This is a genomic window from Streptomyces sp. PA03-5A (genome assembly GCF_033792725.1).
Taxonomy (GTDB): domain Bacteria; phylum Actinomycetota; class Actinomycetes; order Streptomycetales; family Streptomycetaceae; genus Actinacidiphila.
This window is the reverse complement of record NZ_JARAVL010000013.1, coordinates 17,252-42,009: the sequence shown is the minus strand read 5'-3', so window position 1 is coordinate 42,009 and position 24,758 is coordinate 17,252. Positions and strand designations below refer to the sequence as shown.

At 71.2% G+C, this 24,758-nt stretch carries 24 protein-coding genes; 11 read left to right on the top strand and 13 right to left on the bottom strand.

Annotation, left to right across the window (positions count from 1 at the left end):
* Positions 1-60: 60 nt before the first annotated feature.
* From PV410_RS17775 to PV410_RS17755, 5 genes are all read right to left on the bottom strand, one after another.
* Positions 61-780 (bottom strand): HAD family hydrolase, encoded by a 720-nt coding sequence (locus PV410_RS17775; protein WP_500325624.1) that lies wholly within the window; start codon positions 778-780, stop codon positions 61-63.
* Between the two features lie 9 nt (positions 781-789).
* A complete protein-coding gene (locus PV410_RS17770) occupies positions 790-1,749 on the bottom strand; it encodes a pseudouridine synthase (RefSeq protein ID WP_500325622.1) in 960 nt (319 codons plus the stop codon).
* A gap of 69 nt (positions 1,750-1,818) precedes the next feature.
* On the bottom strand, positions 1,819-3,303 hold the full coding sequence (gltX, locus tag PV410_RS17765; RefSeq protein WP_500325621.1) for a glutamate--tRNA ligase: 1,485 nt from the start codon (positions 3,301-3,303) through the stop codon (positions 1,819-1,821).
* Complete coding sequence (locus PV410_RS17760) at positions 3,296-4,087, bottom strand: fumarylacetoacetate hydrolase family protein (RefSeq protein WP_499514183.1); 792 nt, start codon at positions 4,085-4,087, stop codon at positions 3,296-3,298. The genes gltX and PV410_RS17760 overlap by 8 nt, the downstream gene beginning before the upstream one ends.
* 85 nt (positions 4,088-4,172) lie before the next feature.
* Positions 4,173-4,361, bottom strand: coding sequence for a hypothetical protein (locus tag PV410_RS17755; RefSeq protein ID WP_500325619.1), 189 nt, complete (start codon positions 4,359-4,361; stop codon positions 4,173-4,175).
* A gap of 566 nt (positions 4,362-4,927) precedes the next feature.
* Between PV410_RS17755 and PV410_RS17750 the strand changes: the two genes are divergently transcribed.
* The 9 genes from PV410_RS17750 to PV410_RS17710 all read left to right on the top strand — a co-directional run bounded on the left by PV410_RS17750 (position 4,928) and on the right by PV410_RS17710 (position 15,781).
* Complete coding sequence (locus PV410_RS17750; protein WP_500325617.1) at positions 4,928-8,407, top strand: sensor histidine kinase; 3,480 nt, start codon at positions 4,928-4,930, stop codon at positions 8,405-8,407.
* Positions 8,408-8,416: 9 nt separating this feature from the next.
* A complete protein-coding gene (locus tag PV410_RS17745) occupies positions 8,417-8,830 on the top strand; it encodes a roadblock/LC7 domain-containing protein (protein WP_018562063.1) in 414 nt (137 codons plus the stop codon).
* A gap of 79 nt (positions 8,831-8,909) precedes the next feature.
* Positions 8,910-9,317, top strand: a complete 408-nt coding sequence (locus PV410_RS17740) for a DUF742 domain-containing protein (protein ID WP_361792631.1) — start codon at positions 8,910-8,912, stop codon at positions 9,315-9,317.
* On the top strand, positions 9,298-9,906 hold the full coding sequence (locus PV410_RS17735; protein ID WP_078620110.1) for a GTP-binding protein: 609 nt from the start codon (positions 9,298-9,300) through the stop codon (positions 9,904-9,906). Before PV410_RS17740 ends, PV410_RS17735 begins: the two co-directional genes overlap by 20 nt.
* A gap of 462 nt (positions 9,907-10,368) precedes the next feature.
* Positions 10,369-13,452, top strand: a complete 3,084-nt coding sequence (locus tag PV410_RS17730) for a sensor histidine kinase (protein ID WP_500325856.1) — start codon at positions 10,369-10,371, stop codon at positions 13,450-13,452.
* A gap of 9 nt (positions 13,453-13,461) precedes the next feature.
* Positions 13,462-13,875 carry a roadblock/LC7 domain-containing protein gene (locus PV410_RS17725; RefSeq protein WP_018562059.1) on the top strand — a complete coding sequence of 138 codons (414 nt, stop codon included), beginning with the start codon at positions 13,462-13,464 and terminating at the stop codon, positions 13,873-13,875.
* Between the two features lie 71 nt (positions 13,876-13,946).
* The gene (locus tag PV410_RS17720; RefSeq protein ID WP_500325615.1) at positions 13,947-14,486 is read left to right on the top strand and encodes a DUF742 domain-containing protein; all 540 of its coding nucleotides are present in this window, start codon (positions 13,947-13,949) and stop codon (positions 14,484-14,486) included.
* A complete protein-coding gene (locus tag PV410_RS17715; RefSeq protein WP_089224993.1) occupies positions 14,467-15,045 on the top strand; it encodes a GTP-binding protein in 579 nt (192 codons plus the stop codon). The genes PV410_RS17720 and PV410_RS17715 overlap by 20 nt, the downstream gene beginning before the upstream one ends.
* A gap of 154 nt (positions 15,046-15,199) precedes the next feature.
* The gene (locus PV410_RS17710; RefSeq protein WP_500325613.1) at positions 15,200-15,781 is read left to right on the top strand and encodes an SUKH-4 family immunity protein; all 582 of its coding nucleotides are present in this window, start codon (positions 15,200-15,202) and stop codon (positions 15,779-15,781) included.
* A 73-nt stretch (positions 15,782-15,854) separates the two neighbouring features.
* Here the strand turns inward: PV410_RS17710 and PV410_RS17705 are convergent, their stop codons facing one another.
* The 5 genes from PV410_RS17705 to PV410_RS17685 all read right to left on the bottom strand — a co-directional run bounded on the left by PV410_RS17705 (position 15,855) and on the right by PV410_RS17685 (position 20,412).
* Positions 15,855-16,073, bottom strand: a complete 219-nt coding sequence (locus PV410_RS17705; RefSeq protein WP_089224994.1) for an acyl-CoA carboxylase epsilon subunit — start codon at positions 16,071-16,073, stop codon at positions 15,855-15,857.
* Positions 16,074-16,089: 16 nt separating this feature from the next.
* Entirely contained in the window at positions 16,090-17,712 is a 1,623-nt protein-coding gene (locus PV410_RS17700) for an acyl-CoA carboxylase subunit beta (protein ID WP_500325611.1), read from the bottom strand.
* 167 nt (positions 17,713-17,879) lie between these two features.
* Positions 17,880-18,752, bottom strand: coding sequence for an HpcH/HpaI aldolase/citrate lyase family protein (locus PV410_RS17695; RefSeq protein WP_500325609.1), 873 nt, complete (start codon positions 18,750-18,752; stop codon positions 17,880-17,882).
* Complete coding sequence (locus PV410_RS17690; protein WP_500325607.1) at positions 18,749-19,840, bottom strand: HpcH/HpaI aldolase/citrate lyase family protein; 1,092 nt, start codon at positions 19,838-19,840, stop codon at positions 18,749-18,751. The genes PV410_RS17695 and PV410_RS17690 overlap by 4 nt, the downstream gene beginning before the upstream one ends.
* A gap of 92 nt (positions 19,841-19,932) precedes the next feature.
* Positions 19,933-20,412, bottom strand: coding sequence for a GNAT family N-acetyltransferase (locus PV410_RS17685; protein ID WP_500325605.1), 480 nt, complete (start codon positions 20,410-20,412; stop codon positions 19,933-19,935).
* Between the two features lie 69 nt (positions 20,413-20,481).
* Here PV410_RS17685 and PV410_RS17680 point away from each other — a divergent pair, with 69 nt between their 5' ends.
* Entirely contained in the window at positions 20,482-21,315 is an 834-nt protein-coding gene (locus PV410_RS17680) for an MOSC domain-containing protein (protein WP_500325603.1), read from the top strand.
* The gene (locus PV410_RS17675; RefSeq protein WP_500325601.1) at positions 21,312-21,509 is read left to right on the top strand and encodes a hypothetical protein; all 198 of its coding nucleotides are present in this window, start codon (positions 21,312-21,314) and stop codon (positions 21,507-21,509) included. Before PV410_RS17680 ends, PV410_RS17675 begins: the two co-directional genes overlap by 4 nt.
* Here PV410_RS17675 and PV410_RS17670 read toward each other — a convergent pair.
* The 3 genes from PV410_RS17670 to PV410_RS17660 form a co-directional block, all read right to left on the bottom strand.
* Positions 21,488-21,994, bottom strand: a complete 507-nt coding sequence (locus tag PV410_RS17670) for a hypothetical protein (protein ID WP_499514173.1) — start codon at positions 21,992-21,994, stop codon at positions 21,488-21,490. The two genes, PV410_RS17675 and PV410_RS17670, sit on opposite strands and share 22 nt — an antisense overlap.
* Before the next feature lie 220 nt (positions 21,995-22,214).
* A complete protein-coding gene (gene cimA, locus PV410_RS17665; RefSeq protein ID WP_500325599.1) occupies positions 22,215-23,819 on the bottom strand; it encodes a citramalate synthase in 1,605 nt (534 codons plus the stop codon).
* A 320-nt stretch (positions 23,820-24,139) separates the two neighbouring features.
* Complete coding sequence (locus PV410_RS17660; RefSeq protein WP_500325597.1) at positions 24,140-24,754, bottom strand: TetR/AcrR family transcriptional regulator; 615 nt, start codon at positions 24,752-24,754, stop codon at positions 24,140-24,142.
* Positions 24,755-24,758 lie beyond the last annotated feature (4 nt).

Below are 24,758 nucleotides of genomic sequence, written 5' to 3'. Positions count from 1 at the left end.
TTGTTTGGCCGCGCTTCCCGCGCTGGCCTTTCGGCCCGCCCGGGCGGCGCAGGAAGAACATTACCCGATCGGTGACGGGGCTCCAAAACGAGTATCCGCCGCCAGAAGTGCGGGCAGCTCCGCGAGCCCCGTGATCCGCCGCAGGTCCGGCGCGGTGACGGAACCCGTACGGTCCAGCCACACCCCGTACAGGCCCGCCGCGTCCGCGCCGCGCGCGTCGGTGTCGGCCTTGTCGCCGACGTAGGCGACCTCCGCCGGCGGCAGTCCCAGCGCCTGGCACGCTCCCAGGAAGGCCTCCGGCGCGGGCTTGGCGTGCCCCAGTTCCTGCGAGCACACCAGGCACTCGAACCGGTCGCGCAGGCCCAGCCGGGTCAGCTTGCGCTCCTGGTGGGCGGTGCCGGAGTTGGACAGCAGGCCGTGCCGGTAGCCGGGGGTGAGCGCCTCCAGGGCCGGTACGACGTCGGGGAAGACCGCCCAGGCGGCCTCGAAATGGACGTAGTAGGCCGCGAACCAGGCGTCGGCCGCGGCGTCGCCGACGGCCGGCCCCAGCAAGGCCCTGACCCGCTCCCTGCGGTGCTCGGTGAAGGTCAGCTCGCCGGTGAGGAAGCGCGTGTAGTGCGTCTCCATGACCTCGCGCCACGTGCGCAGCGCCCGCTCCTCGCCGCCGAACGCGCCGAGCAGGCCCTCGGCCTCCAGGTGACGCAGCGCTCCGGTCCGCTCGGCGCCCGAGTAGTCGAAGATCGTGTCGTCGATGTCCCAGAGCACGGCGCGGATCGGCATATGCCGACTCTAGCCCTGTGCTCCGTCCGGGGTACCGGCGCGCGGCGGACACCGGGTGAACAGCGTCCGGCCGCTCTCGAAACGGTGCCGCTCGCCCGTCACGGGGTCGTCGAACTCCAGCACCCGGGCCAGCAGCCGCAGCGGGCGGGAGAAGTCACCGGGCGCCGCGGGCGGCAGGACGTGCGGGTAGACGGGGTCGCCGAGGATCGGCACCCCCAGGGCGTTCATGTGCACCCGCAGCTGGTGGGTACGGCCGGTCTCCGGGCGGAGCCGGTAGCGGGCCAGCCCGTCGCGGTGGTCCAGCAGTTCCACGTGGCTGCGGGCGTTGGGTTCGCCGGGGACCTCCCGGGCCGCCATCTGCCCGCGCTCCTTGACGATCCGGCTCTCCACCGTGCGCGGCAGCGCCAGGGCGGGGTCGTGCCGGGCCACCGCCTCGTACTCCTTGCGGGCCAGCCGGTCCCGGAAGATCGTCTGGTAGGCGCCGCGCAACTCGGGGCGGATCACGAACATCACCACGCCCGCCGTGAGCCGGTCGAGGCGGTGGGCCGGGCTCAGCTCGGGCAGCGCGAGGTCGTGGCGCAGCCGGGTGAGCGCCGTCTCCACGACGTGGCCGCCGCGCGGCATGGTGGCGAGGAAGTGCGGCTTGTCGACGACGAGCAGCCGGTCGTCCCGGTGGAGCACCTCGATGTCGAAGGGCACCGGGACCTCGTCCGGCAGCTCCCGGTGGAACCAGACGTGGCCGCCCGGACGGTAGGCGGCGTCGCGGGCGAGCGGGCCCTCGGCGCCGTGCACCTCCCCCGCCGCGAACATGGCGTCCAGCCGCTCCGGGGAGACCGCGGCGCCGAGCCGGTCCACCAGGTGGTCGCGGACCGTCGCCCAGGTCCCGGTGCCGGGCAGCCGCACGCGCACGGGGTCGACCCCGCGGCGCTGGGGCAGCGGGGGGATCGGGGGCCTGGTCCTGCGGCGCATGGCGTGGTCCGGGAAGCGTGCCGCCCCGGGCTCCTGGTCAAGGGCCCGGGGCGGATCGGCGTACCGCGGTCAGCCGGCCAGCTTCGCCAGGGCGGCGTCGACGCGGGCCAGGGTGCGCTCGCGGCCGAGCACTTCGAGGGACTCGAAGAGCGGCAGCCCGACGGTGCGGCCGGTGACGGCGACCCGGACCGGCGCCTGGGCCTTGCCGAGCTTGAGGCCGTGGGTCTCACCGGCGGTGAGGACGGCGTCCTTCAGGGCCTCGGCGTTCCAGTCCGCGGCCGCCAGGTTCTCCCGGGCGGTGGTGAGCAGCGCCGAGGCGGCAGCCGCGTCCTTCATCGCCTTCTGCCAGGACGCCTCGTCCTCCACCGGCGTGTCGAGGAAGAGGAAGTCGACGTTGTCGGTGATGTCGGAGAGCACGGTCAGACGGGTCTGCGCGTGCGGCGCGATCGCCTCGAAGGCGGCCTGGTCGAACGCCTCGGGCGCCCAGGGGGCGAACGGGGCCTTCAGCCACGGGCCGCAGGCCTCGGCGAACGCCTTCACGTCCAGCAGGCGGATGTGGTCGGCGTTGATCGCCTCGGCCTTCTTGAGGTCGAAGCGCGCCGGGTTGGCGTTGACCGCGTCGATGTCGAAGGCGGCAACCATCTCCTCGACGGTGAAGACGTCGCGGTCGGCGGAGAGCGACCAGCCCAGCAGCGACAGGTAGTTCAGCAGGCCCTCGGGGAGGAAGCCGCGCTCCCGGTAGAGGTTGAGGGAGGACTGCGGGTCGCGCTTGGAGAGCTTCTTGTTGCCCTCGCCCATGACGTACGGCAGGTGGCCGAAGTGCGGGGTCGTGCCGTTGCCGACGCCGATCTCGGCGAGCGCGCGGTAGAGCGCGATCTGGCGCGGGGTGGAGGACAGCAGGTCCTCGCCGCGCAGCACGTGCGTGATCTCCATCAACGCGTCGTCGACCGGGTTGACCAGCGTGTACAGCGGGGCGCCGTTGGCCCGGACGATGCCGTAGTCGGGCACGTTGTCCGGGGTGAAGGTCAGCTCGCCGCGGACGAGGTCGGTGAAGGTGATCGTCTCGTCGGGCATGCGGAAGCGGACGATGGGCTCGCGGCCCTCGCGCTCGTACGCGTCGACCTGCTCGGCGGTGAGGTCGCGGCAGTGGCCGTCGTAGCCGGAGGGGCGGCCGGCGGCGCGGGCGGCCTCCCGGCGCTCGTCGAGCTCCTCGGTGGTGCAGTAGCACTTGTACGCGTGACCGGACCCGAGCAGCTTCGCGGCGACGTCCTTGTAGACGTCCATGCGCTGCGACTGCCGGTAGGGCGCGTGCGGGCCGCCGACCTCGGGGCCCTCGTCCCAGTCGAAGCCGAGCCAGCGCATGGCCTCCAGCAGCTGCTGGTACGACTCCTCGGAGTCGCGGGCGGCGTCGGTGTCCTCGATCCGGAAGACCAGGGTGCCCTGGTGATGGCGGGCGAACGCCCAGTTGAACAGGGCGGTGCGGACCAGGCCCACGTGGGGGTTGCCGGTCGGCGAGGGGCAGAAACGTACGCGTACGGGTGCTGCGCTAGTCACGCTTGATCACCTTGTTGGTGAGAGTGCCGATGCCTTCGATGGTGACGGCGACCTCGTCGCCGACGTGGAGCGGTCCGACCCCCGCCGGGGTGCCGGTGAGGACGACGTCGCCCGGGAGCAGCGTCATGGCCTCGGTGATGTGCACGATCAGGTCCTCGATGGAGCGGATCATCTGGCTCGTGCGGCCGGACTGGCGCGGCTCGCCGTTGACAGTGGCGGTGACGGCGAGGTCGTTGGCGGCGGCGAGGTCGAGGTCCGTCTCGATCCAGGGGCCGATGGGGCACGAGGAGTCGAAGCCCTTGGCGCGCGCCCACTGCTTCTCGGCCTTCTGGGCGTCCCGCGCGGTGACGTCGTTGGCGCAGGTGTACCCGAGGACGACCTCGGCGACGCGCTCGCGCGGGACCTCGCGGCACATCCGGCCGATGACGACGGCGAGCTCGGCCTCGTGGTGCACCTCCTGCGAGAAGGAGGGGTAGACGATGGGGTCGCCCGGGCCGATCACCGAGGTGGACGGCTTGAAGAAGGCGACCGGGACCTCCGGCACCTCGTTGCCCAGCTCGGCGGCGTGTTCGGCGTAGTTCCGCCCGATCGCGACGACCTTGCTGGGGAGCACGGGCGGCAGCAGCCGGACCTTGCTCAGCGGCACCTTCGTGCCGGAGCGCTCGTACTCGGCGAACGGGATGCCCTTGATGATGTCGAGGACGAGTCCGTCCGGGACGGACTCGTCGCCCTCGACGACGCCGAAGGCGACATTGCCGTCGATGGAGAACCTGGCGATGCGCACGGGAAGCAGCTCACCTCACTGGCCGGAGACTGACGCTCCAGGTTATCCCGGGGGTGGCTCCCGGACCCGCCCGCCGAGCCGCGCCTCAGGCGGTCGGCAGCTCCGTCAGGACGGTGCGGCGGGGGTTGGCGGTCTGCCGGGGCAGCACGACGGCTTCCGCGTCCTCGACGGCCGGAGCGACCTCTGCGGTCCGCGTGTCCTCGGCGTCCGCCAGGTGCGCGAGGGTGGTGCGGCGCGGGTTGGCTATGGGTCGCATGATCATGGTCGTCTTCATGGGCCGGTCAGAACCTCGTGTTGTTACCGGGCGCCCGGGCAGGCGCGGTTGACGTAGTACACGGCTGTGTCAAACGTCAATCTATCGGCGCCCATTCCCCGATCTGGATGACCAATACAACTGACGGTCTGTGATTTTGCTCACGAACGCGGGGACAAGCAGGGCGAATCGGTCGGCCGCCCGATACCAGCGAAACCGACATCACGGCCCATCCGGACTCTTCACCCCCGGTTGGCAGCAGCCGGGCACCGGCCGGCGGGCCCCAACACCCCTGGAGAAAGCCCGGATTGCCGGGAGACACCCGAAAGGCCACCGACACCGTGTGATCCACCGGACGCACTGAGTCACGTATTCCACTCGAAACCTGTCGGCCCTTGTTGGACGTGCGGCACTGTGCTGGAATTCCCCGGACCGCCGTATCAACAGATGCCGGCGCGCAGGGGGGAGCGTGCGATCGCCGAGCGGCGGCGGCCAATGGGTATCCGCCGGGGAGGGCGGGACTCCGAAGACTCGACACCGTCCTGCCGCCCGTGCGGGGGACGCCTGGTCCAGAGGTTGCGACGCTAGTGCAGGGACGTTTCAAGAGGGATGGCGGCGCTGCGGGCGACCCGGAACAGCGCGGTGGGACCGATCACGGTCCCGCCCGCCGGGATGAAACCGCAGACGCCGGAACCGCGGGCGCACAGAGCAGCGCCACGCCGGGAAGCGGTGTGCGCACCGGCCCGAAGCACGGCTCCCGAATAGCCATGCGCAACTGGCGCATCAGCACTCGTCTGGTGTCGCTGCTCGCGCTGCCGGTGGTCGCCGCGACCACCCTGGGTGCGCTCCGCATCCAGAGCTCGCTGGAGAACGTGCAGCAGCTGGAGGCCATGACCTCGCTGACCGACCTCACGGAGCAGGCGACCAAGCTCGCCGCCGCGCTCCAGGAGGAGCGAGACGTCTCGGCCGGCCCGCTGTCCAGCACGCCCCGCGACGATGGCGACGACAACATCGTGGCCGCGCAGGCGAAGACCAAGCTGGCGCGCACGGCGTTCGTCAGCGCCGCCAACGAGGTCTCCCCGGACCTCACGGGCGTCAACGCCTCGCTGACCTCGATCAGCCGCCAGCTCGGCACCCTGCAGGCCATCCGCGAGCGTGCGTACGACCAGCCCGGTTACATCGCGCAGACGGTCAGCGAGTACGACGAGCTCATCCGCTCGCTCATCGACCTCTCCCAGGAGATGGCCGAGGCGACCGGTAACTCGGACATGATCTCCAGCACCCGCGCGCTGGCGGCGTTCTCGTCCGCCAAGGAGTACGACTCCATGCAGCGGGCCATCATCAGCGCCGCCCTGGCCGACAACCAGACCCTCAGCTCCAACGACTTCCGCTACCTGCAGGGCGTCCACCGCTCCGAGGGCACGGAACTCAAGCAGTTCAGCCAGATCTACGGCCGGACGAACGCCGAGGAGCTCCTCAAGGGCCTCAACGGCGGCAACGACATCGTCAACAAGGTCGGTGAGCAGGCCGACCGCATCGCGGCCTCCGAGTCGAGCATCCAGAACTTCCAGGGCAAGTACCTGGACTGGGACGACGACGCGAAGACCAAGATCCAGCTCATGGGCCAGATCGAGCAGACCCTGCTGCAGCAGATGCAGCAGAAGGCCCTGACGCTGCGCGACGAGGCCCAGCAAGAGGCGATCATCAGCGGTGCGCTGATCCTCCTCGTGCTCGGCATCTCGGTCGTCGGCGCCTTCGTCGTCGCCCGGTCCATGGTCCGCTCGCTGCGCCGGCTGCAGGACACCGCCCAGGAAGTCGCCCAGAAGCGACTGCCCGAGCTGGTCAAGCAGCTCTCCGAGTCCGACCCGCAGGACGTCGACACCTCGGTCGAGTCGATCGGCATCCACACCCGCGACGAAATCGGCCAGGTGGCCCGCGCGTTCGACGAGGTCCACCGCGAGGCGGTCCGACTCGCCGCCGAGCAGGCGCTGCTGCGAGGGAACGTCAACGCGATGTTCACCAACCTCTCGCGCCGCAGCCAGGGCCTGATCCAGCGTCAGCTGAGCCTGATCTCCGAACTGGAGTCCCGCGAGGCCGACCCGGACCAGCTGTCCAACCTCTTCAAGCTCGACCACCTCGCGACCCGTATGCGCCGGAACGGCGAAAACCTCCTCGTCCTCGCGGGCGAGGAGCCCGGCCGCCGCTGGACCCGCCCGGTCCCGCTGGTCGACGTCCTCCGCGCCGCCGCATCCGAGGTGGAGCAGTACGAGCGCATCGAGCTCACCTCGGTGCCGGCGGTCGAGGTCACCGGCCGCGTCGTCAACGACCTCGTCCACCTGCTCGCAGAGCTGCTGGAGAACGCGACCTCGTTCTCCTCCCCGCAGACCAAGGTGCGGGTCACTGGTCACGCGCTGCCCGACGGCCGCGTGCTGATCGAGATCCACGACACCGGCATCGGTCTGTCCCCGGAGGACCTCGCCGACATCAACGAGCGGCTCGCCAATCCGCCGACGGTGGACGTCTCCGTCTCCCGCCGCATGGGTCTGTTCGTGGTCGGCCGCCTGTCCCTGCGGCACGGCATCCGGATCCAGCTCCGTCCGTCCGACTCGGGCGGCACCACCGCGCTCGTCATGCTGCCGGTGGACGTCACCCAGGGTGGCGCCAAGCCCCAGCCCGGCGCGGGCAACCGCGGTCAGCAGCCGGGCGGTGCCCCCGCCGCGGCTCCGGGCACTCCCGCGCCGGCCATGGGTGGCGGCGGCGGTACCGGCCTCGCCGGCATGCACCGCGGTGGGCAGCGCGGCCAGGTGTCCGGTTCCGCGTCGCGTCCGGCCCTCAACTCCGGTCCCGGCATGGGCCCGCAGGGCGGCCGTCCGGCCGGCCCCGGTGCTCCGGCGGCGCCCGGGCCGCAGCGCTCGGGCCCGAGCTGGGCCAACGAGCAGGTCCCCGGTGGCCAGGGCAGGCCGCAGCAGCAGCAGCAGCCGCAGCGACCGGCCGCTCCCCCGCAGCGTCCGGCGGCGCCGCAGCCGATGGGCGCGGCCCACGGCCCCGAGGCCGACATGCCGCGCGGTCACGAGGACCTGGAGTCCACGGCGCAGTTCGAGCGCCCGGACTTCAACGCCATGCCGCACACCGCACCGGCGTACGGCGGCCCCCAGACCCAGCAGATACCGCAGATGCCGCAGCACGGCGGCCAGCCCCAGCAGATGCCCCAGATGCCGCAGCACGGTGGCCAGGCCCCGCAGCAGCAGCAGGGCCAGTTCACCCGCAGCGATGTCTTCCAGCGCCCCGCGGCACCCCACGTGCAGCAGGCGCCGCAGACCCCGCCGGCCGCCCCGGCGGCGCCCCAGGGACCGCGCCACTCCGGCGGGTACGCCCAGGGACCCGGCGCCGCCCATCAGCAGCGTCCCGCGGCCCCGCAGGCCGACCGGCAGCCGCTGCCGGCCGTCAACGAGCCGATGGCGCTGCCTCCGGCCCCCGTTCGCCACGACGAGCCGAGCCCGATCTTCGACTCGCTCGAGTCGGACTGGTTCCGCACCGGTCGCGCCGAGCGCATGCAGCAGGTGCACGTCGAGCGGGGCCCGGTCGGCCCGCAGCAGAACGGCAACGGCCCGGGCGCCGCAGCGCCCACCCGGCCGCCGCAGCGCCCGCAGCAGCCCGCCCCGCAGCAGCACCCGCAACAGCCGCAGCGGGCCCGCGCCGAGCACGCGGCGCCGCCTTCGCAGCCTGCGCACCCGCCGCAGCCCTCGCAGCCCCCGCGGCGCGACTCGGCGGCGTGGCGGTCCTCGCCGAACGACGAGGTGTGGGAGCGCGCGGGCCAGGTCCGCCAGCCGTCCGCGGGCGGGGTCACCCCCTCCGGGCTGCCGCGGCGGGTCCCCAAGGCCAACCTCGTCCCGGGAGCCGGTGCTCCCCAACAAGCCCCACAGGGCGGTCCGCAGGTTTCCCGGGCCCCCGACGACGTGCGCGGACGCCTGACCAACCTCCGTCGCGGTATCCAGCAGGGTCGCCAGGCCGGTACGGGAACGACCGACGGCCGCGGCTTTGGCACCACTCACCAGCAGGAGCGTTAGTTGAGTCAGATGAGCCAGGCGGCACAGAATCTGAACTGGTTGATCACCAACTTCGTGGACAACACCCCCGGGGTGTCCCACACCGTGGTGGTATCCGCCGACGGCCTGCTGCTGGCCATGTCCGAGGGTTTCCCCCGTGACCGCGCCGACCAGTTGGCGGCCGTCGCCTCCGGCCTCACCTCGCTGACCGCGGGCGCGTCCCGCATCTTCGAGGGCGGCAGCGTCAACCAGACCGTCGTGGAGATGGAGCGCGGCTTCCTCCTCCTGATGTCGGTCTCGGACGGATCCTCGCTGGCCGTACTGGCGCACCCCGAGTGCGACATCGGCCTCGTGGGCTACGAGATGGCCCTGCTCGTCGACCGAGCGGGCGCCGTTCTCACCCCCGACCTGCGCGCAGAACTCCAAGGCAGCCTGATGGGCTGAGCTCCTCCCCGGAGCCCGGCCGAATGCACGCCCCATGACTACTCGCGACACGCGTCCGCTCTTACCCGGAGGACCATTCATGACCCCGCCGCCCGCCTCGCCCGGCCCGTACGGCGCGCCCCACCATGCGCCGTACGGGGGCGAAGGCGACCAGCCGCTGGTGCGGCCGTACGCCATGACCGGTGGTCGCACCCGGCCGCGCTACCAGCTCGCCATCGAGGCACTGGTCAGCACCTCCGCGGACCCGAGTGCCTACCAGGGGCTGCTCCCCGAACACCAGCGCATCTGCCACCTGTGCATGGAGATCAAGTCGGTCGCCGAGATCTCCGCACTGCTGGGGATCCCGCTGGGGGTGGCCCGGATTCTGGTGGCCGACCTGGCTGAGGCCGGTATGGTCGCCATCCACCAGCCGAGCAGCGGCGAGGCCGGCGGACAGCCTGATGTGACACTGCTCGAAAGGGTGCTCAGTGGACTTCGCAAGCTCTAGGCCGGGGCAGCAGGCGGCGTACGGTGCGCCGCCCGCGGCCCGGTCCACCACCTCGGCGAAGATCGTGGTGGCGGGTGGCTTCGGCGTGGGCAAGACCACGTTCGTCGGGGCGGTCTCGGAGATCAACCCGCTCCGTACGGAGGCCGTGATGACCTCGGCATCCGCGGGCGTGGACGATCTGACGCACGTGGCCGACAAGACCACGACGACCGTGGCGATGGACTTCGGTCGTATCACGCTCGACGACGACCTGATCCTGTACCTGTTCGGTACGCCGGGCCAGGACCGCTTCTGGTTCATGTGGGACGACCTGGTCCGCGGTGCCATCGGCGCCGTCGTCCTGGTCGACACCCGCCGGCTGGCCGACTGCTTCCCGGCCGTCGACTACTTCGAGAACAGCGGTCTGCCGTTCGTCATCGCCCTCAACGGCTTCGACGGCCACCAGCCGTACACGCCCGACGAGGTCCGGGAAGCGCTGCAGATCGGCCCGGACGCCCCCATCATCATCACGGACGCCCGGCACCGCGCCGAGGCGAAGAGCGCGCTGATCACGCTCGTCGAACACGCGCTGCTCGCTCGTCTCAAGTAAGCATTCCAGCTTGCCACTTCGCGTATGGACCGGCTGTGTCTTTTGACATGGCCGGTCCTTCTGTTCATAACGTTTCGACCGCGAATCGGAACAACCCGAACACCGCCCGCGCCCAGTCGGCTTCACTGCGCATACATCTACCCAGTGAATTGCCACCGCTTTACGCTTATGCCCGTTTTAACCGGCGCGTGATCATGGCTTCGCAGTCCTCGCCGGACGTTTGTGGAGCACCCCCATGACGTGCTGGAATTCATCGAAACCCGAGAGTAGGAACGGCGCCGCCCGCGCCGTCGCCGAGAGGTTGTTGGTCGAGTGAGGAACACGAGGCGAGCAGAGCCGGGTCCCGCGGACCACCCGCGTGGCAATTTCACCCCGCCTGCGCGATACGGCACGGCCCAGGCCGCTGCCCCCGAGGCGGCCACCGCGCCCGAGCCGGTGACGAGCCCGGGCAGCCGCTTCGCCATGCGCAACTGGCGGGTGGCCACCCGTCTGAACGTCATCCTCCTCATCCCGGTGATGGTCGCCCTGGTCTTCGGCGGCTTCCGGGTGCAGAGCTCGGTGCAGACCTGGCAGGACGCCGACGACGCGGTGCGGACCGCCAACGCCGTGCGCGCCGCAGTGGACTACGCCAACGCCGTGCTGAACGAACGTGACCTCAGCGTTGTTCCCCTGCTGGCCGGCGACACCGAGAACAAGGACGTCGTCGCGACCCGCGCGGCCACCGACCAGGCGGCCGCGAAGTTCGACGCCGCCGTCGCCGAGCTGCCCGTGAGCGACCGGCTGCAGCGCCGCGTGGCGAACATCCGCGAGGGCGAGAAGGTCCTGGCGAAGCTGCGTGACACGGCCTTCACCCGGCAGCTCCCGGGCGTGCAGACCGAGGAGAAGTACGTCGAGGTCCAGCACCCGCTGATGGAGCTCGCGAACGAGCTGGGCTTCGGCACCAACAGCATCGCCTCCTACGGCCGCACCCTCTACGCGCTCGAACTGACCAAGGCCGCCGAGTCGCTGACCCGCTCCATCGGCACCCACCTGCTCGTCGAGGACCGCGACAAGCTCGTCGACGGCGAGCTGAAGCTCCAGCTGACCGCCTTCACCTCGTACGCCTACCTCCAGCAGGTCGCTCTGGAGGAGTACCGGGGCGGTGGCACCGACGCGGACTACCAGCGACTGCTGGACGCGCAGGACGCGGCCCTGGAGAAGGGCAAGGAGCAGGTCGCCCAGGCCGCCCAGGCGGCCAAGCAGGCCGGCCAGCCCTTCAAGGCTCCGCCGAGCCTGGAGAACATGATCAAGCTGATCGCCTCCGGTCAGAGCACCGAGCAGCTCAAGGCCCAGGGCGTGACCGCGGAGAGCTGGTTCGGCGCGACCACCCTCGCCTTCGACGCCTACAAGAGCGTCGAGCAGCACCTGGCCAACCAGGCGTACAACGACTCGAGCGACATCGCCGACAGTGCCCGCATTGAAGCGATCGTCAACTCCGCCATCGTGCTCGTCGCGCTGATCATCGCCTTCATCGTGGCCGCCATGGTGGCCCGTTCGATGAGCAACAGCATGCGACGGCTGCGCACCGCGGCCTTCGAGGTCGCCGAGCAGCGCCTGCCGGCCCTGGTCGACCAGCTCTCCCGCACCGATCCGGGCAAGGTCGACACCCGCGTCCAGACGATCCCGATCACCTCGAACGACGAGATCGGCGAGGTCGCCCGCGCCTTCGACCAGATCCACCGCGAGGCCGTACGGCTCGCCGCCGAGCAGGCCCTGCTCCGTGGCAACGTCAACGCGATCTTCACCAACCTCTCCCGCCGCAACCAGGGCCTCATCCAGCGCCAGCTGACGCTGATCACGGACCTGGAGAACAACGAGGCGGACCCGGACCAGCTGGAGAATCTCTTCAAGCTGGACCACCTGGCGACCCGCATGCGCCGCAACGGCGAGAACCTCCTGGTCCTCGCCGGCGAGGAGCCCGGCCGCCGCTGGAACCAGCCGGTCCCGCTGGTCGACGTGCTCCGCGCCGCGGCCTCCGAGGTGGAGGCGTACGAGCGCATCGAACTGGTCGGCATCCCCGAGACCGAGATCCACGGCACCGCCGTCACCGACCTCGTGCACCTGCTGGCCGAGCTGCTGGAGAACGCCACCACGTTCTCCTCGCCCCAGACCAAGGTGCGGGTCACCGCGACCCGGCTTCCCGACGGCCGCGTCATGGTCGAGATCCACGACAAGGGCATCGGCCTCACCGCCGAGGACTTCGCGGACATCAACCACAAGCTGGCCGAACCGCCGACCGTCGACGCGTCGATCTCCAAGCGCATGGGCCTGTTCGTGGTCGGCCGCCTCGCCGACCGGCACGGCATCCGCGTCCAGCTGCGCCCGTCCGGCGAGCAGGCCGGCACCACCTCGCTGGTCATGCTCCCCGAGCCGATCACCCACGGTGGCGGCGGCGAGGAGATGCCGCTGGAGGACGACTTCACCGTGTCCCGGATCGTGCCGGAGCTCGAGACCCCGCAGTTCGCCGCCTACGGACCGACCGCCGCGGAGCTCGGCTTCGACGACTCGCGCTACGAGCGCGCCGAGGCCCCGGCCGACACCCGCTCGCTCGACCCGGTCGGCCGCTCGCTCATGCGTGACCAGCGCCGTGCCCAGCTCGAGGCCGCGGCCGGCGACCGTGCCCCGGAGCAGCTGCCGTTCGAGGGCGACGCCCGGGAACCGGGCTACCAGGAGACCGGCGCCGAGGCCGCGTTCCAGGACAACGGCTTCCAGGACAACGGCTTCCCGGCGAACGGCTTCGACCAGCAGGGCTACCAGGAGCCGCAGGGCCAGCCGTTCCAGGAGCAGCACGGCTACGACGCGCAGCCCGGGTTCCAGGAGCCGGTGTACACCGAAGGCGGCTACGCCGAGCAGGGGTACGCCGCTGCGCAGAACGGCTACGCCCAGGACGACTGGCAGCAGCAGAACGGGTACGCCCAGGAACAGTGGACGGCGACGCCGGGCGGCGAACTGCCGCAGACGGCCCAGCCGCAGGGTTTCCCGGCCCAGGCGACGGCCGATTCCGCCACAGCCACCCCCTTCGAAGCCCCGGAGCGCGTAGGCTTCGACCGACCGGCTCCGGCCACCGGCCCGCTGCAGTCCTCGGTGACCGACGCGGGGCTGCCGCGCCGCGACCGCGGATGGCAGCAGTCCGGACAGGCGGCCCCGGCGCAGCCGGAGCCCCAGTCGGCGGACGGCTTCCCGGCGCAGCCGGCGCCCTCCGTACCCGCGTCGGACGGGGAGTCGGAGTGGCGCTCCACGAACGACGACAACTGGCAGCGGGCCGAACAGGCCCGCAAGCCCAAGGCGGGCGGGGTCACCCCCTCCGGCCTGCCCCGACGGGTCCCCAAGGCCAACCTGGTCCCGGGTACCGCACAGCAGACTCCGCAGGGCGGACCGATGGTCTCCCGTGCACCCGAGGACGTCCGTGGCCGCCTGAGCAATCTGCGGCGCGGTGTCCAGCAGGGACGCACTGCGGGAACTGACACGAACGGCCAGGGCTTCGGCCCCAAGCACCAGGAGCGTTAGTTGAGTCCGATGAGCCAGGCGGCACAGAACCTGAACTGGTTGATCACCAGTTTCGTGGACCAGACCCCAGGGGTCTCCCATACGGTTGTGGTCTCTGCCGACGGTCTGCTGCTGGCGATGTCCGAAGGCTTCCCGCGGGACCGTGCGGACCAGTTGGCCGCGGTGGCCTCCGGTCTGACCTCGCTGACCGCGGGTGCCTCGCGCATCTTCGAGGGCGGGCACGTGAACCAGACCGTCGTGGAGATGGAGCGCGGCTTCCTCTTCATCATGTCCGTCTCGGACGGTTCCTCGCTGGCCGTGCTGGCGCACCCGGAGTGCGACATCGGCCTCGTGGGCTACGAGATGGCCCTGCTGGTCGACCGCGCGGGCAACGTGCTCACGCCCGATCTGCGTGCGGAATTGCAGGGCAGCCTGCTCAACTAACGGACAGGCATGCGGGCGCGTCTGGAGACCCGTAGGGTTTTCAGACGCGCTACCCAGCTGGAGGAGGAACCGTGGCAACGCCCCCAGGCGGAGATCAGTACGGCAATCACCAACAGCAGCCGCCCTTCAAGCGGTTCGACTTCCCCTCGGCACCCAGCCAGGACCCAGGTCCCGGCCCCACGCCGTCGCACCGGCAGCCGAGGATCCAGCCGTACGAACCCCCGCAGGCGCCACCGCCTCGGACAGCGCAGACCGGGCGTTCCAAGCCGCCGTCCGGTCTGGTACGTCCCTACGCCATGACCGGTGGCCGCACCCGGCCGCGCTACCAGCTCGCCATCGAGGCACTGGTCAGCACGACCGCCGACCCGGTCCAGCTGCGGGGCCAGTTGCCGGAGCACCAGCGGATCTGCATCCTCTGCCGGGAGATCAAGTCGGTCGCGGAGATCTCCGCGCTCCTCTCCATCCCCCTCGGCGTCGCCCGAATCCTCGTCGCCGACCTGGCGGAGGCCGGGCTCGTCGCCATTCACCAGCCCGGTGGCGACGATGCCTCGGGCGGACAGCCAGACGTGACACTGCTCGAAAGGGTGCTCAGTGGACTTCGCAAGCTCTAGCGGTCCAGCTCGCTCAACCACCTCGGCGAAGATCGTGGTGGCGGGCGGCTTCGGCGTGGGCAAGACCACGTTCGTCGGTGCCGTATCGGAGATCAACCCGCTGCGTACCGAAGCCGTGATGACCTCCGCCTCCGCGGGGATCGACGATCTGACGCACGCGCCGGACAAGACCACGACGACCGTGGCGATGGACTTCGGCCGTATCACCCTGGACGAGGACCTGATCCTCTACCTGTTCGGCACGCCGGGCCAGGACCGCTTCTGGTTCATGTGGGACGACCTGGTGCGCGGCGCCATCGGCGCGGTCGTCCTGGTGGACACCCGCCGGCTGGCGGACTGCTTCCCGGCCGTCGACTACTTCGAGAACAGCGGTCTGCCGTTCGTCATCGCCCTCAACGGCTTCGACGGCCACCAGCCGTACAACCCCGAGGAAGTCCGCGAGGCCCTCCAGATCGGTCCCGAGGCCCCCATCATCATCACGGACGCCCGGCACCGCGCCGAGGCGAAGAGCGCGCTGATCACGCTGGTCGAACACGCGCTGATGGCGCGGCTGCGGTAGCGGTTCCCGCTTCCCGTACGACGCGAAAGGCCCCGCACGACATGTGCGGGGCCTTCGCGTCGGGCCGGACCACAGGAGGACCGTTGCCCACACCCTTCGAACCGGACGACCCGGCGCACCTCGGCATCCCCGGAGGCCTGGGGTGATCGCCCCCGTGACGGCCGCTTCCCTTGCCGAGGTCTTCGCCCCGGAGCAGATCGTGCGCGTCCACGCCACGGGGCACCGTGCCACGGGGCAGGACGCAGGGCTCACGCACGGGCCCACCCGCGGCTTCCTGGCGGACGTGGGCCTGCCGGTGGCCGACGGTGTGCTCTTCGAGCTCCGGAAGGACCTCTCGGGCGGGCCGACGCCGCTGCGGGACGCGTCCCTCGTCGAGGACCTGACGGACTACGAGGGGTTCTCCCCCGGCGTCCACCGGTGGCTGCACCTGGGCCGGGCCCTCCACGCCGAGGTGGCCCTCGACGGCGGCACCGGAAGGGTGCACGTGGTCGACCACGAGGTGCGCAGGATCGAGTGGATCCACACCGACGTCTCGTCGATGGTCCACGGGATGTGCCTGCTGCAGCTCAGGCGCCCGGACTACGACCCTCCCGGCGTGTTCCCCGAGATCGACGACCTCATCCGTATCGCTGAGGAGATCCGCGACGCCCTGACCGCCGTCGATCCCGTCCCGTTCGGCACGGGCGACGGGCTGTGGGAGGCCGTCTTCGACGACATCGCGGGCGGCATGTGGTGAGGACGTCCCCGTACGACGACGGCGGCGCGGCACCCGCGATGGGGGTGCCGCGCCGCCGTTCGGAGCCGGAGGGTCAGCTGCGCCAGCTGTGCGGCGCGCTGAAGCCGGACTGCCGCTCGAGGCGGCGCCAGCCGGCCGTGGAGCGGGGCTTGACGTAGTCGGTCGCGTCCTGGCCCTGGGCCGCGGCGCGGGCGAGCAGGACAGCGGTGAGTGCGGCCAGTTCCTCGTCGCTGGCGTGGCCGCGCTCCACGCGCACGAGCGCGGCGGAGGTGCTGTCGGCAGGAGTGCTCACGGGGTTCGTCTCTCCCTTACTGGGGCGGGTTGCCGTGCTTGCGGGACGGCAGGTCGGCGTGCTTGGTGCGCAGCATCGCGAGCGAGCGGATGAGGACCTCGCGCGTCTCGGCGGGGTCGATCACGTCGTCCACCAGGCCGCGTTCGGCGGCGTAGTAGGGGTGCATCAGCTCGGACTTGTACTCCTTCACCATGCGGGCGCGCATGGCGTCGGGGTCGTCGGCCTCGGCGATCTGGCGCCGGAAGATCACGTTGGCGGCGCCTTCGGCGCCCATGACGGCGATCTCGTTGGTCGGCCAGGCGTAGGTGAGGTCGGCGCCGATCGACTGGCTGTCCATGACGATGTAGGCACCTCCGTACGCCTTCCGCAGGATCAGCGAGATCCGCGGCACGGTCGCGTTGCAGTACGCGTACAGCAGCTTGGCGCCGTGCCGGATGATGCCACCGTGCTCCTGGTCGACGCCGGGCAGGAAGCCGGGGACGTCCAGGAGGGTGATGAGCGGGATGTTGAAGGCGTCGCACATCTGGACGAAGCGCGCAGCCTTCTCGCTGGCCTCGATGTCGAGGACGCCGGCGAGGGAGGCGGGCTGGTTGGCGATGATGCCGACGACCTGGCCGTCGAGGCGGGCCAGGGCCACGATGATGTTGGTCGCCCAGCGCTCGTGGATCTCCAGGTACTCGCCGTCGTCGACGAGCTCCTCGATGACCTGGTGCATGTCGTACGAGCGGTTGCCGTCGGCGGGGACGATGTCCAGCAGGACGTCGCCGCGCCGATCGGCCGGGTCCGCAGCGGGGACCGACGGGGGGTTCTCGCGGTTGTTCTGCGGCAGCATCGACAGCAGGTAGCGGACCTCCTCCAGGCAGGTCTGCTCGTCGTCGTACGCGAAGTGCGAGACACCGGAGACCTCGGAGTGGACGTCGGCGCCGCCGAGCCCGTTCTGGGAGATCTTCTCGCCGGTGACGGCCTGGACCACGTCCGGGCCGGTGATGAACATCTGAGAGGTCTCCCGGACCATGAACACGAAGTCGGTCAGGGCCGGGGAGTACGCGGCGCCGCCGGCGCAGGGGCCGAGCATCACGGAGATCTGCGGGATCACACCGGAGGCACGGGTGTTGCGCTGGAAGATGCCGCCGTAGCCGGCGAGCGCCGAGACGCCCTCCTGGATGCGGGCGCCGGCACCGTCGTTGAGCGAGACCAGCGGGGCGCCGGCCGAAATGGCCATGTCCATGATCTTGTGGATCTTGCTGGCGTGGGCCTCGCCCAGCGCGCCGCCGAAGATCCGGAAGTCGTGGGCGTACACGAAGACGGTCCGCCCGTGGACGGTGCCCCAGCCGGTGATGACCCCGTCGGTGTAGGGCTTCTTCGCCTCCAGGCCGAACCCGCTGGCGCGGTGCCGGCGCAGCGGCTCCACCTCGTTGAAGGAGCCCTCGTCGAGCAGCAGGTCGATGCGCTCGCGCGCGGTGAGCTTGCCCTTGGCCTTCTGGGCCTGGGTCGCCTTCTCGCTGGGGCCGAGCCGGACCTGCTCGCGGATGGCGTGCAGTTCCGCGACGCGCCCGCGGGCGTCGTTCGCCGGCTGCGCGGCCTCTTCGGCCCCTTCGGCCTCGGCGGGCTGGGTCGGCACCTCGTCCAAAACGCTCATGACATCGACCATACGAGCGGAGGGCCGTCATAATCGGCGTCGACTTCGTACAGTGTCCGGACCCGCTTCATGGAGCATCTGGACAGAACCAACACAAGAAAGGCCCCGCACGGCACGTGCGGGACCTTTTCTTTGTAGCGGTCGTCCACCCGGACGCAACGGGACCGCTACCTTCCGGATACCGCCTCGGCCAGCGCAAGGACACGCCGGGCGTCATCCACATGGAGGTTCTCGATCATCCGGCCGTCCACCGTGACCACCCCGCGGCCCTCGGCCACGGCCTGCTCGAAGGCCTCGATGATGCGCCGCGCCCTGTCGGCTTCCTCCTGCGAGGGGGCGAAGACCCTGTTGCAGACCTCCACCTGCCGGGGGTGGATGAGGGTCTTGCCGTCGAAGCCGAACTGCCGGCCCTGGACGCACTCCGCCTCGAAGCCGGTCTCGTCGGTGACGTCGTTGTAGACACCGTCCAAAATCACCTTGCCGGCCTCGCGCGCACCCAGAAGGGCGAGAGAGAGCCCGGTGAGGAGCGGGGCCCGGCCCGGGACGTGCTCGGCGTGCAGCTCCTTGGCGAGGTCGTTGGTGCCCATGACCAGTACGCGCAGCCGCTCGGAGGCCGCCGCGACGGCACGGGCGTCCAGCATCGCGCGCGGGGTCTCCACCATCGCCCAGATGGCGGTGCGGTCCGGGGCGCCGGCGGCCTCCAGGGCCCGCTCGACAGCGTGCACGGTCGCGGCCGAGTCGACCTTGGGGACGACCACGGCGTCGGGGCCCGCCTCGGCGGCGGCCCGCAGGTCGTCCTCGTGCCAGGGGGTGCCGGGCGAGTTCACCCGGATGGTGACCTCCCGGTACCCGTACTCCCCGGAGGCGGCGGCAGCGGCGACGCGCTTGCGGGCGTCGGCCTTGGCGTCCGGCGCGACGGAGTCCTCCAGGTCGAGGATGAGCGCGTCGGTGGGGAGGGCCTTCGCCTTCTCCAGGGCGCGCTCGTTCGCGCCGGGCATGTAGAGGACGGAGCGGCGCGGCCGCAGGATCGCGTCGGTCATCGGTTCTGCTCCTGCTCCTTGTACGCGGCCTCGTACGCCTGCGCCAGCTCCGGGTCGCGAGCGGCCAGCGCCTCCGCGAGCTCGATGACGACGTGGCACTGCTTCACCGTGGCGTCGTCCTGCATCTTGCCGTCGATCATCACCGCTCCGGTGCCGTCACCCATCGCGTCGATGACCCTGCGCGCCCAGGCGACGTCCGCCGGCGCCGGGGAGAAGACCCGCTTGGCGATGTCGATCTGCACCGGGTGCAGGCTCCACGCCCCGACGCAGCCGAGCAGGAAGGCGTTGCGGAACTGGTCCTCGCAGGCGGTGGTGTCCTTGATGTCGCCGAAGGGCCCGTAGTACGGCAGGATCCCGTGCGCGGCGCAGGCGTCGACCATGCGCGCGATCGTGTAGTGCCACAGGTCCTGCTGGAAGGTCAGCCGCGGCAGCTCCACGTCCCCTTCCGCGCCCAGGGGGCCTTTCGGGTCCTCCCGCACGAGGTACCCCGGGTGTCCCCCGCCGACGCGGGTGGTCTTCATGCGGCGGCTCGCCGCCAGGTCGGCCGGGCCGAGGGAGATGCCCTGCATCCGGGGGCTGGCCCCGGCGATCTCCTCGACGTTCGCCACGCCCGTGGCGGTCTCCAGGATCGCGTGGACCAGGATCGGCCGCTCGATGCCCGCCTTGGCCTCCAGCTGGGCGAGCAGCCGGTCGACGTAGTGGATGTCCTCGGCGCCCTCCACCTTGGGCACCATCACGACGTCGAGCTTGTGGCCGATCTCGGTGACCAGGGTCAGCAGGTCGTCCAGCGCCCACGGCGAGTCCAGGCTGTTGATCCGGGTCCACAGCTGGGTGTCGCCGAAGTCGTGGGCCTTGGCCGTGTCGACCAGCCCGGCGCGGGCGGCCTCCTTGCGGTCGGCTGAGACGGCGTCCTCCAGGTTGCCCAGCAGGACGTCCACCTTGGGGGCGATGGAGGGGACCTTCGCGGCCATCTTCTCGTTGCTCGGATCGAAGAAGTGGATCATCCGCGACGGCCGGAACGGTACTTCCCGTACGGGGGCCGGGGCCCCCACGGCCAGCGGTCGGAAGAAGTCCTTCGCGGAACGCATGCGGTCTCCCGGGGTCGAGGGTGGGGAGCGTACGGCGCTCACTTTATGATCCGCGGGACCTCCGCGTTACTGGTCGGTACGTGTGCCGTTGGTCACCGGTCGGCCACGGGCGGCAGACGGTAGGTCAGGTCGGGCTCGCCCTCCTCGTTCGCGGTGCTCTCGCTGCCGGGGACGGCCCGGAAGCCGTGCCGTTCGTAGAACGCGCGTGCCGCGGCGTTGCGCCGGAAGACGTGCAACGACAGTGGGCCGTCCGGGTGGTGGCGCACGACCTCGTCGAGCAGCCGCGAGCCGATGCCACGTCCGCGCGCGTCGGGCCGCAGGTAGAGGTGCTCCAGCCAGTCGCCGTCGAGCGCCGCGAAACCGGCCGCGGCACCGGTCGCGGCCTGCTCCGCGACCCAGACCCGGCACTGCTCCAGGACGACGTTCGCGACCCACCACCGGGTCTCCTCGTCGGTGTGCAGCCGGGGCAGCCAGGGCATCGCGGCCGCCCGGGAGGCGAGGAAGACCGCGGTGATCGTGTCCGCGTCCGCGGCCTGTCCGGGCCTGATCCGTATCGCTGTGTCATCGGTCACGCGATGACCGTACGCCGGGAGCGGGAGCGTGATCGAATGGGTTTCTCCGCCCCGGGAAGGACGAGCCCCATGACCACCGCGACCGTGCACTCGCTGACCTGCTATCCCGTCAAGGGCTGTGCCGGCGTGCCCTTGGACGGCGTCGCCGTCGGCGCGACCGGTCTGGCCCACGACCGTACGTTCATGGTGGTCGACGCCGCCGACGGGTCCTTCCGCAGCCAGCGGGCGCTGCCGCGGATGGCCGTGGTGCACGCGGACGTCACCGACGACGGCAAGCATCTGGCGCTGTCGGCGCCCGGCGCCGGGGAACTGACGCTGGAGGTGGCGTACGAGGGGCCGCCGCGTGAGGTCGTCCTGTTCGACCGGCCGCTGGGGCCGGCGGTGGACCAGGGCGAGGAGGCCGCACGCTGGTTCTCCGAGGCGCTGGGGGCGCCCTCGCGCCTGGTGCGCGTGCGCCCGGGCTTCGACCGGGACGGCTGGGGCGAGCACCCAGGCAAGGTCAACTTCGCCGACGCCCACGCCCTCTCGGTGGCCTCGCTGGCCTCGCTCGACGACCTCAACCGGCGCATCACCGAGCGCGGCGGCACGCCCGTGCCCATGGACCGCTTCCGTCCCAACATCGTGGTCGCCGGCTGGAGCGAGCCCCACACCGAGGACCGGGTGCGGCTCATGGACGTCGGCACCGCCCGGCTCGGCTACTCCGTCCGCGCGATGCGCTGCTCCGTGCCGCTGGTCGACCAGGCGACCGGCCGTACGGCCGGCCCCGAGCCGGTGCGCACCCTGGCCGGCTACCGGCGGGAGCCCGAGTACGGCAACAAGGTGAGCTTCGCGATGAAGGCGGCGGTGCTCCGGCCGGGCACGATCGCGGTGGGCGACCCGGTGGAGGTGCGGGCCTGGGCGTGACCGCCCTCCCCGGCCGGCCGAACGCGGGCCTGCCCTGGCCGCAGCTGGACCCGGGCCGCAACAAGGTCGTGGTGCCGGAGCCCGACGGTTGCGACGCGCCCGTCGTCGAGGTGCGGGACCGCCGCCCGCGGCCCGGCCGGGACCGGGCCGCGGGCGGCTCACCCGGCGAGGATCAGCAGCCGCCGCAGTTGTAGTACAGGACGTCCCAGTGGTTGCCCTCGTCGGCGTAGATGTTGCCCGAGCCGGAGCGGTACTGGGGGGCGCCGTCACCGCGCAGGCCGATGTAGGTGAAGGCGCTGTGGATGTAGTTGGTGACGCAGCTGTTCTTGCCGTAGTCGAGCTTGTAGCCGTTCCAGTGCGAGTAGGTGCCGCTCGCGTGACCGGTCTCGGTGCCGCCGGTGATGTTCAGGGCGCAGCCGGTGGCGCCCTTCAGGGTGACCGCGCCCTGGGCGGTCGCCTGGTTGAGCTGGTCGAAGGACGTGCAGGTCGCGTTGTTGCGGTTGGAACAGCCACCTGACGAGGACCAGGTGATCCCGGCGTTGCGGAACATCGTCGTGGCCTGGGCGTGCGTCAGTTTGGTGACGGCGTAGGCGTCGTGGGACGCGGCGAGACCGACGCCGGGGGCGAACAGCACTCCGAGCGCGAGGACGAGTGCGCTCAGGACGGAGCGGATCTTCATCGGGGATTCCTCCTGCTGGTGACCGTGCTTCCGGTGGGGCGGCTGTGCAGCTGGAGCAGGTGGAGCAGGAGGAGTGTGCCCGGCGTTCTACGCGCGTATGCACGGCAGTTGGGCCGCCGTCGAAGGGGACGCGGACGCGGACACGGTTGGTGCCGGGTCCACGGCCGCGTCCACGGCCGTGTCCGTGTCCGTGTCCGCCGAGCTCATCGGCCGGCGGCCGTCAGTCGTTCCGGCGCGGCTCCACACCGGCGCGCAGCAGCCCGTACGCGTACGCGTCCTCCAGGGCCTGCCAGGAGGCGGCGATGACGTTCTCGCCGACACCGACGGTGGACCACTCGCTGATGCCGTCGGAGGTGGAGACCAGTACCCGGGTGATGGACTCCGTGCCGTGCTTGCCCTCCAGGATGCGGACCTTGTAGTCCACCAGCTCCAGCTTCGCCAGCTGCGGGTAGGTCCGCTCCAGCGCCACGCGCAGCGCGCGGTCCAGCGCGTTGACCGGGCCGTTGCCCTCGGCGGTGGCGACGATGCGCTGGCCGTCGGCCCACACCTTGACCGTCGCCTCGTTGGCGTGGGTGCCGTCGGGGCGGTCCTCGACGATGGCGCGCCAGGACTCGACCCGGAAGTAGTGCAGCGGGCGGCCCTCGACCTCCTCGCGCAGCAGGAGTTCGAAGGAGGCGTCGGCGGCCTCGTAGGTGTAGCCCGCGAGTTCGCGCTCCTTGACGCGCGCCACGACCCGGCCGATCAGCTCGCGGTCGTCACCGAGGTCGATGCCGAGTTCCTTGCCCTTGAGCTCCACCGAGGCGCGGCCCGCCATGTCGGAGACCAGCATGCGCATGGTGTTGCCGACAAGCTCCGGGTCGATGTGCTGGTAGAGGTCGGGATCGACCTTGATCGCCGAGGCGTGCAGCCCTGCCTTGTGGGCGAAGGCCGAGATTCCCACGTACGGCTGGTGGGTGGAGGGCGTGAGGTTGACGACCTCGGCGATGGCGTGCGAGATGCGGGTCATCTCGACGAGGGCGCCGGCGGGCAGGACCTTGCGGCCGTACTTGAGCTCCAGCGCCGCCACGACCGGGAAGAGGTTGGCGTTGCCGACCCGCTCGCCGTAGCCGTTGGCGGTGCACTGGACGTGCGTGGCGCCCGCGTCGACGGCGGCGAGGGTGTTGGCGACGGCGCAGCCGGTGTCGTCCTGTGCGTGGATCCCGAGACGCGCGCCGGTGTCGGCGAGCACGGTGCGGACGACGGCGGTGATCTGGGCGGGGAGCATCCCGCCGTTGGTGTCGCACAGGACGACGACGTCGGCGCCGGCCTCGTGGGCGGCGCGCACGACCTCCTTGGCGTACCCCGGGTTGGCCTTGTAGCCGTCGAAGAAGTGCTCGCAGTCGACGAAGACCCGGCGGCCCTGGGAGCGCAGGTAGGAGACGGTGTCCCGGACCATCTCCAGGTTCTCCTCCAGCGTGGTCCGCAGGGCCAGCTCGACGTGCCGGTCATGGGACTTGGCGACCAGGGTGATGACCGGTGCGCCCGACTCCAGAAGCGCCCTGACCTGGGGGTCCTCCGCCGCATTGCCGCCGGCGCGACGCGTGGCGCCGAAGGCCACCAGCTGGGCGTGCGACAGGTCCAGCTCGGCGGCGGCGCGGGCGAAGAACTCGGTGTCGCGCGGGTTGGCGCCGGGCCAGCCGCCCTCGATGAAGCCCACCCCGAAGTCGTCCAGGTGCCGGGCGATCGTCAGCTTGTCGGCGACGGTGAGGTTGATGCCCTCGCGCTGCGCGCCGTCGCGCAGCGTGGTGTCGAAGACGTGGAAGCTGTCGTCCAGTACGGCCGTCATGGTTCGTTCCAACTCCTGTCGGGTGAGTGGTTCCGGAGGACCGGGCTCCACTTGCCCCCATCTTCCCTCGCGCTGCACCGCCTCCGGCACGGGTGGGCCGGGAAACGAAAAGACCCCTCGCGGGTGCGAGAGGTCTGCGCGCGGGTCTGGGACACGGTGGTCGCTTCCGCGGTGGTCTGCGGTTCGGCGATCACTGAGGACCGGCGCGCCTGCTGCCGATAATCATGGCGAACGAGGGCACATCGGCAGTCTGCCACAGGACCCGCGGGCGTGGGACACGGTCTCAGGATGCGGGCACCCGGTCGGCCGCGGGCCGACCGTCAGGCGGTGGGCGCCGGGGTGAGGGCGTCGTCCAGGAACTCCTTGACGTGCTCCAGGGCCTGCTCGCGGTCCAGCCCGGGCAGCCCGATGACCAGAGGCACGCCGAAGCCGTCCAGCAGCGCCCTCAGCCGTACGGTGAAGCGCTCGGGATCCAGTGGCCGGAAGTCGCCGCGCGAGATGCCCTCGGCGAGCAGGGCGACCAGGTCGCGGTGCCAGACCAGTTCGAGATCGAGTTGTCGGCGGAGCACCTCCTCGGCGGCCGTCGTCCTGTTCCAGATCTCGGACCAGAGCGTCCATCGCGGGTCGCGGCGCCCGTCGGGCAGGTACAGGTCGATGACGGCGTCGAGCCGTACCCGGGGAGCGGTGGGGCTGCCCAGCACCCGCCGGCGCTCGGCGGCGAGCTGCTCCTCGCTCCATTCGAGGGTCTGCAGCAGCAGCTCGTCCTTGCTGCCGAAGTAGTAGAGGACGTGGCCGCTGCTCATGCCGACCTGCCGGCCGAGGCCCGCGATGGTCAGCTCGGCCAGCCCGCGCTCGGCGATGGTCGCCATGGCGGCGGCCATCACGTCCTCGCGGGGCTGCTTGAGCCGCCGCCGCGGGCGGGCGGGTCCGGTCACGGTT